13 protein-coding genes and 1 tRNA gene are annotated in these 9,071 nt (G+C 62.3%); 10 read left to right on the top strand and 4 right to left on the bottom strand.

Translation table 11 applies throughout. From position 1 onward, the window contains the following. Positions 1–86: 86 nt before the first annotated feature. Both rpoH and EN939_RS11015 read right to left on the bottom strand, forming a co-directional pair. Positions 87–998 (bottom strand): RNA polymerase sigma factor RpoH, encoded by a 912-nt coding sequence (rpoH, locus tag EN939_RS11020; protein ID WP_127268033.1) that lies wholly within the window; start codon positions 996–998, stop codon positions 87–89. Positions 999–1,199: 201 nt separating this feature from the next. Next, on the bottom strand, positions 1,200–2,240 hold the full coding sequence (locus EN939_RS11015) for an RluA family pseudouridine synthase (protein WP_127268032.1): 1,041 nt from the start codon (positions 2,238–2,240) through the stop codon (positions 1,200–1,202). Positions 2,241–2,268: 28 nt separating this feature from the next. On the opposite strand from EN939_RS11015, the gene EN939_RS11010 reads away from it, so the two are divergent. The 7 genes from EN939_RS11010 (at position 2,269) to EN939_RS10980 (ending at position 6,094) form a co-directional block, all read left to right on the top strand. Next, a complete protein-coding gene (locus EN939_RS11010; protein ID WP_127268031.1) occupies positions 2,269–2,652 on the top strand; it encodes a fimbrial protein in 384 nt (127 codons plus the stop codon). 48 nt (positions 2,653–2,700) lie between these two features. Next, positions 2,701–3,108, top strand: a complete 408-nt coding sequence (locus tag EN939_RS11005) for a VOC family protein (RefSeq protein WP_127268030.1) — start codon at positions 2,701–2,703, stop codon at positions 3,106–3,108. 90 nt (positions 3,109–3,198) lie between these two features. After that, positions 3,199–3,273 (top strand) — tRNA-Glu (locus EN939_RS11000). A gap of 247 nt (positions 3,274–3,520) precedes the next feature. Further along, positions 3,521–3,697: a Flp family type IVb pilin gene (locus tag EN939_RS10995; protein ID WP_127268029.1), complete on the top strand. Its 177-nt coding sequence runs from the start codon at positions 3,521–3,523 to the stop codon at positions 3,695–3,697. 281 nt (positions 3,698–3,978) lie between these two features. Further along, positions 3,979–4,560 carry a VOC family protein gene (locus EN939_RS10990; protein WP_127268028.1) on the top strand — a complete coding sequence of 194 codons (582 nt, stop codon included), beginning with the start codon at positions 3,979–3,981 and terminating at the stop codon, positions 4,558–4,560. Positions 4,561–4,582: 22 nt separating this feature from the next. Next, positions 4,583–5,434, top strand: coding sequence for a glutathione S-transferase family protein (locus EN939_RS10985; RefSeq protein WP_127268027.1), 852 nt, complete (start codon positions 4,583–4,585; stop codon positions 5,432–5,434). 291 nt (positions 5,435–5,725) lie between these two features. Beyond that, on the top strand, positions 5,726–6,094 hold the full coding sequence (locus EN939_RS10980) for a hypothetical protein (protein WP_127268026.1): 369 nt from the start codon (positions 5,726–5,728) through the stop codon (positions 6,092–6,094). Positions 6,095–6,108: 14 nt separating this feature from the next. Here EN939_RS10980 and EN939_RS10975 read toward each other — a convergent pair whose 3' ends face one another. Then, positions 6,109–6,321, bottom strand: coding sequence for a hypothetical protein (locus tag EN939_RS10975; protein ID WP_023810978.1), 213 nt, complete (start codon positions 6,319–6,321; stop codon positions 6,109–6,111). Positions 6,322–6,638: 317 nt separating this feature from the next. On the opposite strand from EN939_RS10975, the gene EN939_RS10970 reads away from it, so the two are divergent. Continuing rightward, on the top strand, positions 6,639–7,553 hold the full coding sequence (locus tag EN939_RS10970) for a DUF2865 domain-containing protein (RefSeq protein ID WP_127268025.1): 915 nt from the start codon (positions 6,639–6,641) through the stop codon (positions 7,551–7,553). A 124-nt stretch (positions 7,554–7,677) separates the two neighbouring features. Next, positions 7,678–7,914, top strand: coding sequence for a hypothetical protein (locus EN939_RS10965; RefSeq protein ID WP_013529265.1), 237 nt, complete (start codon positions 7,678–7,680; stop codon positions 7,912–7,914). Between the two features lie 71 nt (positions 7,915–7,985). Here the strand turns inward: EN939_RS10965 and EN939_RS10960 are convergent, their stop codons facing one another. Next, positions 7,986–8,336 (bottom strand): hypothetical protein, encoded by a 351-nt coding sequence (locus EN939_RS10960; protein WP_127268024.1) that lies wholly within the window; start codon positions 8,334–8,336, stop codon positions 7,986–7,988. Positions 8,337–8,504: 168 nt separating this feature from the next. Between EN939_RS10960 and EN939_RS10955 the strand changes: the two genes are divergently transcribed. After that, a partial coding sequence (locus EN939_RS10955) for a PAS domain-containing protein (RefSeq protein WP_164750943.1) occupies positions 8,505–9,071 on the top strand: 567 nt, incomplete at its 3' end.

Below are 9,071 nucleotides of genomic sequence, written 5' to 3'. Positions count from 1 at the left end.
CCCGTTCGCCAACTCCCAATCAGCCACAAAAAAGGCGGCGCCAGGTTTCCTGGCGCCGCCTTGATTTTTTGTTGCCTTAGCTAACCTTACGCCGCCGGCTGCGCCTCAATCGTGCGCAGCGCCTGGGTCTGGCGCTTGGCGGCGGCCTTGACCGCGTCCTGCACCTTCTCGAAGGCGCGCACCTCGATCTGGCGCACGCGCTCGCGGCTGATGTCGAACTCGGACGACAGCTCTTCCAGCGTCAGCGGCTCTTCGGCGAGGCGACGGGCCTCGAAGATGCGCCGCTCGCGCTCGTTGAGCACGGCAAGAGCGCCCGACAGCATGCCGCGCCGGTTTTCCAGCTCGTCCTGCTCGATCAGCATCTCTTCCTGGCTTTCGTGGTCGTCGACCAGCCAGTCCTGCCATTCGCCGGATTCGCCTTCGCTGGCCCGGATCGGGGCGTTGAGCGAGGCGTCGCCGGACAGGCGGCGGTTCATCGACACCACTTCGGCTTCGGAAACGTTCAGCCTTGTGGCGATCTCGGTGATCTGGTCGGGCTTCAAGTCGCCGTCGTCGAGCGCCTGGATCTTGCCCTTCACCTTGCGCAGGTTGAAGAACAGGCGCTTCTGGTTGGCGGTCGTGCCCATCTTGACCAGGCTCCACGAGCGCAGGATGTACTCCTGGATCGAGGCCTTGATCCACCACATGGCGTAGGTCGCGAGGCGGAAGCCGCGCTCGGGTTCGAATTTCTTGACGGCCTGCATCAGGCCGACATTGCCTTCCGAGATCACTTCGCCGATCGGCAGGCCATAGCCGCGATAGCCCATGGCGATCTTGGCGACGAGCCTGAGGTGGCTGGTGACGAGCTTGTGCGCAGCGGAGGTGTCTTCATGCTCGGCGTAACGCTTGGCGAGCATGTACTCTTCCTGCGGCTGCAGCATGGGAAAGCGGCGGATTTCTTCCAGGTAGCGGCTGAGGCCGCCTTCGCCGGAAACGATACTGGGTAGTGACTGGGCCATGATAGCGCCCCCTCTCTATTGGAGTGATGCCCCCGAAACGCGGCGGGCATGTGACGCGAGCACCAAAAGGCTCGCCCGCGACATCAGATCTTATACAGGAACAAAACCAGAAAAGACAGGCATTTGTTCAACACGAAACAGTGTGTCACGGTGAAGTGAACAATGTCAGTCAGGTTTTTTGATGGCTTGTCGGTGACGGGTTCAGAGCTTGCGGAAGCCGCCGACGAGTTCCTCCATGTCCCTCGGTAACGGCGCCTCGAACCTCATCGTTAGATGGGTAGTGGGATGGCGAAATGCAAGGAGCCAGGCATGCAAAGCCTGCCGGGGAAATGCCTTGACCTGGCTTTTCAGCGGTTCGGGCAGCCGGTTGGCCTTGGTGCGGAAGGCTTGGCCGTAATCGGGGTCGCCGATCACCGGATGGCCGATATGCGCCATGTGGACACGGATCTGGTGGGTGCGGCCGGTCTCCAGCCGGCATTCGACCAGGCTGGCCGTGGCGAACTCCTGTTGGCTCTCGCCGAAGCGCTCCTGCACGGTGAAGTGGGTGACCGCATGGCGGGCGTCGTCGCGTCCTTCCGGCACCACGGCACGGCGCACGCGGTCGGCGGCGCGGCCGAGCGGCGCGTCGACCCTTCCGGTCGGCCTCTGCGGTATGCCCCAGACCAGCGCCAGATAGGCACGCTCCAAGTCGCCGGTCAGGCCGTGATCGGCGAAAGCCTCGGACAGTGACTTGTGGGCGCGGTCGGTCTTGGCGACGACCATGACGCCGCTGGTCTCCTTGTCGAGGCGGTGGACGATGCCCGGCCGGCGCACACCCCCGATTCCTGAAAGGCTGTCGCCGCAATGATGGATCAGCGCATTGACCAGTGTGCCGGTCCAGTTGCCCGCTCCGGGGTGCACGACAAGCCCGGCCGGCTTGTTGATGACGATCAGTTCGTCGTCCTCATAGAGTACATCGAGTGCGATGTTCTCGCCCTGCGGCTCCGCCGGCTCCGGCTCCGGCATGGTAACCGACACGCTCTCGCCCGGCGCCATCTTGCGCTTGGTCTCGTCGACGGGCTTGCCGTCGACCGAGACCGCGCCCTGCCTGATCAGCATCTGCACGCGGCTGCGTGACATGTCCGGGCCAAGGCTTGCGGCCAGCCACTGGTCGAGGCGCAGGCCGGCCGCATCCGCGCCCGCCACCAGCACTGTCGGTTCCGCCTCTATCAATTCAGGGGCCTCTTCGCTATGAGCGCTCATTGAAAAACCGTTCCGGAACTGTTTTGCCATGGCCAGCCCGATCGCCGAAGAAGACCAGGATAAGCCGCTCGACCCCGAGGTCGAAAAGGTGCGCAGGAAACTCGTCCGCTTCGTCGGGATCAATCTCGGCCTGCTGTTCCTCGCCCTTATGGTGGTGATCGGCGCCCTTGTCTACAAAGCGCGCAATGCACCGCCGGCGAACCCGCCGCTGGCCGGCGATATCCAGACACCCGCCGGCGAACCGGTCAACGGCGACATCGTGCTGCCGGTCGGCGCCACGGTGGTCAGCCAGTCGCTGTCCGGCAATCGTGTCTCGATCGACGCCGAGCTTGCCGACGGCAGCCGCACGATCTTCGTCTACGACATCACCGAGCGACGCCTGATCGGCCGCTTTGCGATCCGCAACAAGTGACCGAGCCGCAACGATGAACGGCAGCAGGCCAATGAGCAAGCCTCAGGCATGAGCGGGTTCGCCGAGCATCGCCGCATCGCCACGGTCGCCCTGGTCGTCGCCAATTATGACGAGGCGATTGCCTGGTATGTCGAGCGGCTGGGCTTCCTGCTCGTCGAAGATGTCGATCTCGGCGGCGGCAAGCGCTGGATCACGGTCGCGCCGGCCAACGGGCAGGGCGCCAGGCTGCTTCTGGCGGAAGCGTCCGACGAGGCGCAAAGGCGGAGCATCGGCAACCAGACCGGCGGGCGTGTCTTCCTGTTCCTGGAAACCGACGACTTTGCCCGCGACCATGCGGCGATGCTGGAGAAGGGCGTCGAATTCCGCGAAGCACCGCGCTTCGAGCCCTATGGCACGGTGGCGGTTTTCGCCGATCTGCATGGGAATCTCTGGGATCTGATCGAACCAAAACGATAGGCTGACGGCCGGCTTTTCCCCGGCAAGGGAAAGCGGCCTAACCCCAGTTGCTTTTTCCCAGCGCTCAGCCTATATCGCCGGTTCTTGAACGCGCCCATCGTCTAGCGGTCAGGACACCGCCCTCTCACGGCGGGAACAGGGGTTCGATTCCCCTTGGGCGTACCAAGTTTTTCGACAAATTTGCAGGATGCCGTCGATTTCGTTCTGAAGTCGACGACCTCGATACTGTGGCGTTTGGGAAACCAGATCTGCACAGGTAGCCGCAGCCTTGAAAATCCCAGTGGCACCAACCACTCAGGCCTTCATTTCATTCGTCTGGTAAACGTTAACGGACCCGAAACCGAGAACCTTAACGCCCCCGCAACTCACGGCGATATATTAGTTGTCGCTTTATTAGCTGTAGGAGGTTGACATGAAGAAAATAGCCTGCCGTTTCGCTTGGGACGAGTCTGGCGCGACCGCGATCGAGTATGGCTTGATCGCGGCTCTTATCGCGCTCGCGATCATCACCGGCGCCGGGGCGGTTGGCAATTCGCTCAACGGGATCTTCACGAACGTCGGCACTACGGTCAACAGCAGCGGCTCGTAAGTCGGTACCTCAATTCGGTCGGCCGTCGGCCGGATCGTCGACCCTCAGCCTCCAAAAGCGTAACGTGTACGCCCTTCCGATGTCCGGCATCGGAAATGCGGACGGCGCACTCTCAATCATCCGGCTTATCCGTTGCGTCGCTGCGTTCGTCGCTTCTGGCGCCGTGGGGCTGTTTGCATTAGCATCACGTCACGGATCCTGAGGCACGGTTCCAGCGGCGCACAGAACGCCGGATGCCGGGCAGATTCGCCGACCAGTTGATGCCGTGGGGAGGAAGGCCAATGCAGAAGCTGCAATCTCAGGGCGTCCACCACATCACGCTGGTCGGCGCCGGGCGCCAGACCTCTATCGATTTCTGGGAAGGCGTGCTCGGCATGCCGTTCATCTTCGAACAGCCCAACCTCGACAAGCCGAGGGAAAGCCATCTCTATTTCGATCCCGGCGACGGCCGGCTGATCACCATCTTCACCGACGAGAGCCGCACACCGGAGAAGCGGCGCACGCCGACCGATCCGGGCTGTGTCCACCACATCGCCTTTTCGGTGTCGCGCGTCACCTTCCTGCAGGCGGTCTCCCGGCTTGACGAGCGCGGCATCAAGCACAGCGGCGTCAAGGATCGCGGTTTCATGGATTCGATCTATTTCGAGGATCCGCTCGGCCTGCTGATCGAACTGGCGTCCTACCGCTTCGAACCGCCAGCGGGCTTCACCCACGCCGATGTGCTGATGGAAGCGCACAGGCTGCGGGTCGCGCGCGGCGACTACAACATCGCCGAAGTGCATCTCGCCGATGCGATCCAGGCGCTCGTCGAACGTTCCCGCGCCACCTTGTCGGACGATCGGGCGCCGAAGAACCCATACTGAACAGACCAGAGGGAGGAACAAGATGGCCAAGACAGCGACGAAGACTGCCGGGAAATCCGCGGCCAAAGCTGCCGCCAAGCCGGCCGCGAAAGCTGCGGCAAAGCCAGAAGCCAAGGCGGCCGCCAAGCCTGCGGTGAAGGCGACGGCAAAAGCCGCGCCCAAGGCCAAGCCGGCCAAGAAGCCGGCGTTGAAGCTCAGCATGCTGAAGCCCAGCGTCAACAACATGACCGTGCGGGTGTTTGCGCGCGCGGCCGGTTTCGACCATGCCGAGACCGATGCCTGGGGCCACACCCGTTCGCCGGAGTTCATGGCGCGAAATCCCGCCCATTTGACACCGATGATCGAGGACAAGGGCCTCCCTAGAGGCGTGTTGTGGGAAAGCTGCGCCATCATGCAGTATCTCGCCAACAAGCACGGGCTGGAGAAATTCTATCCGAAGGCGCCGGCCAAGCGGGCGATGGTCGACAGTGCCATGTTCTACCTGATCGGTACGCTCTACCCTTATGTGGCGCGCGCCACCTATCCGGCGCTCGGCTTCCCACAATATGCCGGCGAGGTCGGCCACAGCGACGCGCACCCCGACAGGAAGTCGGAGGCCCAGAAGGCGGCGATGGCGGCGATCGCCGAGCCGCTCGAAGTGTTTCACAGCTTCTTCAGGGACGGCAAGCCGTTCATCGGCGGCAAGCATCCTTCGATCGCCGATATCCGCCTGGCGGCGACGCTCGAATTCCTGGCCGTCGTCGACTATGCCTTGCCCAAGTGGGCGAAGGACTATGTGGCGGCGATCGAGAAGACGCTCGGCAAGGCCTATAGCGAGCCGGCCGGCGATGTGCGCGGCTACATCGCCCATGTGAAGTCGCAGGCCAAGGCCTGAGGTTAAGGATACGTTAACCAAAGCCCTGTCTACTGCAGGCAATTCGCTTTCGGCCCGCGACCACGGATGTACTGGCGCAGAACGTCGTAGCGATAGGAAAGGTCGGCGCAATGCCGGCCTTTTGCTTTTGCACGCCATCGCCAAGTGCGATCTGGCACGCAGGCCTCGTCCAGTGTCGCTTTTTTGGCGTCAACTTTTTTCGAGAGATATTGTCATTGCCGGCGTTGGCCCTACCATCCATCTCGGCAGTCCGGCATGGATTGTCGGTCAGGCATGAGACGAGGGCTGGCGATGAAAAGCGTTGCGAGACGGATTGCGGTTGCGGGCGTGATGCTGGCGGCCGTTGTCCATGCTTCGAGTGCAGCCGAACTCAACACGATGGACGATGTCGGGGCAGCGATCCAGGCATGCTGGACACCGCCGGCGGACGCCGGGACCGCCAGCGTCACCTTGAGCTTCAGCTTCAAGCGGGATGGGACGCTGATCGGCCCGCCGAGGCCGACGGCCATCAAGGTGAATGGCGATGCCAAGGCGAAAAAAACATTTGTCGATGCCGCGACAGCGGCCCTGCGGAATTGCCTGCCCCTGACTTTCTCGGCGAAGCTGGCGCAAGGGATCGCTGGCAACGTGTTTACGTTGCAATTCGCCTCTCCCAAGTAAGCCTCGTTGTCGGGTCAGTGGTGACTGCGCCTGGCCTCGGCATGCCGGGCAAGATCGGGCGTCTCGAAGACGTAGTCGCTCCAGGCTGATTCAGGAACCTGGCCGGCCAGATAGCATTCCAGCAACAGGCTTTGCTCGGGATTGAGTGGCCTTGGCGCGCGCTGGTCCAGCCCCAGCGAGTGAAACAGGTTTCTTGTCAGGTCGGAGACGGTGAAGTGGATCGACATCTGCGTTCTCCTTTTGGTCCTTCAACGCGGAAGACCGGGCAAAGGTTTCGAACGCATGGCGATAATGGCGCATTGATCTCGGTCCGTCGCGCTGCAGGTCCTCGGCGATGGTCGGCTTGCGCTTTCTTTCGAGTTTCGTCTCAATCTTGAAATAAAAATGTAATATCGAATTTACATGAGGTGACGTAGTGCAATAGACAATAGGTCATTCATGTCGAAATTCTTTAGATTATTAGGAACTACTCATGTAGCCGAAGCTTGCTGAAGTCATGAACTCTAAATTCCGGGTTCTCCGCAAAAAGGACCAAGTTGTCCCGATGATCCGTTTCTGGCCTTCCATGGTGATCGCATTTATTTCGCTGGCGGCAGTTTTGTTCGGTACGCTTTCGTCCTACGCGGACAGCTGCGGCGCGATCAGAAGCCAGTTGCTTTCGGCTGGCCGCAGCGGCGGGGCGAGCCCGGAGCTTGCCCAGTTGCGCCGGCAACTTGCAGCCATCCAGACTATCGAGAGACAGCGCCAGTGCACGGCGAAGAGTTCGCTTGGTGGTCTCTTCAACGCTTGCGCCGATCTCGCCAGGAGCCGCTCGGATGTGCAGCGCCGGATTGCTGCCGCTGGGAATTCGGGCCGCGACACAGCGGGCCTGCAGGCGCGCCTCGTCGCGCTTGGCTGTGCGCCTTCGGCAAAGCAACGGCCTGTGCGCGCCGCGCCCAGCACCCAATCGGCGAGCACCACGTTCGCCGGCAATGCGATGCTGTTTTGCGTGCGTCTGTCGGACGGATATTTCTTCCCGGCGCCAAAGTCGCAATTCGCCGCCAGCGGCGATCTGAAGGAGACGGTCGATCAATGCCGTTACATCTGCGATGACCCCGGCGTCGACCTCTACACGTTGAACGACGCCAGCCTCGAAACCGACCAGATGACCGCGCTCGACACGCGCAAACCCTATACCGAGCTGCCGGCAGCCTTCAGATATCGCGATGATGCGAATTTCAAGGCATGCGACGTCAAGCGCTACTACCAGCGGGTCACCGAACTGCGAGCCAGGACCGTGACGCCCGCCAACATGCGCAACGCCATTATTCCGTTGCCGACGGCGAAGCCGGATCTCGGCACGGTTGCGGCCGTCCCCGGGATCGATGCCGAAGCCCCAGGTGCCGCCCAGCACCTTTCGATCGAGGCCGGCGAGCGGCCGGTGCGCTTGGTCGGCCCGGCATTTTTCCCGGCCGAATGATCGCCGGTCTTCCCCGATTTGCGATCACCGGCGGCGGCGTGCCTGCTGCTATGCGGCTGCGCGATCCGTCTGGAACAGAGGGGCGCTCACGGCGTTGTGATCGACATCAGCCGGGAGGAACGCCATGGCTACGTTCAGGGAAATGCGGGTGCTGGAGATCGTCGAAGACGACTCGCTGACCACCGAACAGAAAATCGCCGAACTGCGCGAGATCGAATCCGAGGCGCGTGGGTTGCAGCGGGCTGCCTCGGAGGGTCCAATGGACGACGATGACGGTTGGCAGGAAGATCTGCGTCAGGTTCGTCTTGCACTCGACAAGCTCGGAGCGAAGGAGCCGAAAAAAGGCGCTGCTTCCCTGTGAAAGCCCGTTCGCCGAGCTATCCGCGGATCGTGTTTTTTGACCGAATCCCGCTTTTAGGACCAAGCTCCAATCTAATCGCAGACCATGCGAGCTCTCTTGCCAGGCTCGCTGACGTTCCTGCAGGTCAGCGACTTCGCCGGCGCCGATAGGGACGCCGACGCAGGCAACCTCGTCTGGTGCCGTTTCGGTGCGGCATGGCTTACCTTGCGCTCGGAAAAACGCCGGGGCGGCTGCGGCGCCACCGGAAAAGCGCCGTTTTCGACCTCGGATTGGCCGTAGTCGACATTCGGTGGCGGCCGGTCCCAGAAGCGCCGGACATCGAGCGGCCTCGGGATGACGACCGTGCCGTCATAACTGCGCGAGCAACCGCCGCCGAAAAGCAGCGCCAGCCCCATGAAAAAAGGCACAATCCGTCCAAGCATCAGCAATACCCCTGCCGTTGCTTATATAGCGGGTTCGACCCCGCCGACAACCGGGCGGAATGAAGCTAACTGACCGTTAAGGTTAGCGGATCCTTAATGCTTCTCGGGCACATTTTGCCGACGAACCGCGGAGGAGGGTTCGGCCTTGGTTTTCGGGGTGGGGACGGCATGGCGGAAGCGAACGAAACAATCAGCGCGCGCGGCAAGCGCGCGCCTCGCAGATCCACAGCGCATGGCGACGATGCATCATCGTCCGCCTCTTGCATGGATTCGAACGATGCGCTTCGCCAACTCGTCGAAGCCGGTTCCGACTGGGTCTGGGAGACCGACGCCGAACTGCGCTTCTCCTGGCTCTCGCAAAATTACCAGGCAGCCACCGGCATCGATCCGGCAAACGTGCTTGGCCGGTTCCGCTTCGACTTCCTCAATCAGGTCCTGAACGGCGATCGTAGTGGCGCCGCGCATTTGGAGGATCTGCAGGCGCACCGGCCTTTTCGCGACTTCGTCTACGAACTCAAGGGTGGCAGCGCCGACTGTCGCTGGGTCTTGACATCAGGCTTTCCGAAGTTCGACGACGAAGGAAGATTTGCCGGCTATCGCGGAATCGGCCGCAACGTCACGGCATTGGCCGGCGCCTTCAAGGGTCCGGGGCCGGAACCATCGGCCGACGGCGAGCCCGACCAGCATCTGGCCGACCTCGAGCGGACGATGGACGCCATGCAGATGGGCGTCGTG

It is taken from the genome of Mesorhizobium sp. M7A.F.Ca.CA.002.05.1.1, assembly GCF_003998335.1.
Classification (GTDB): domain Bacteria; phylum Pseudomonadota; class Alphaproteobacteria; order Rhizobiales; family Rhizobiaceae; genus Mesorhizobium.
This window is presented reverse-complemented; position numbering and strand designations above follow the sequence as displayed.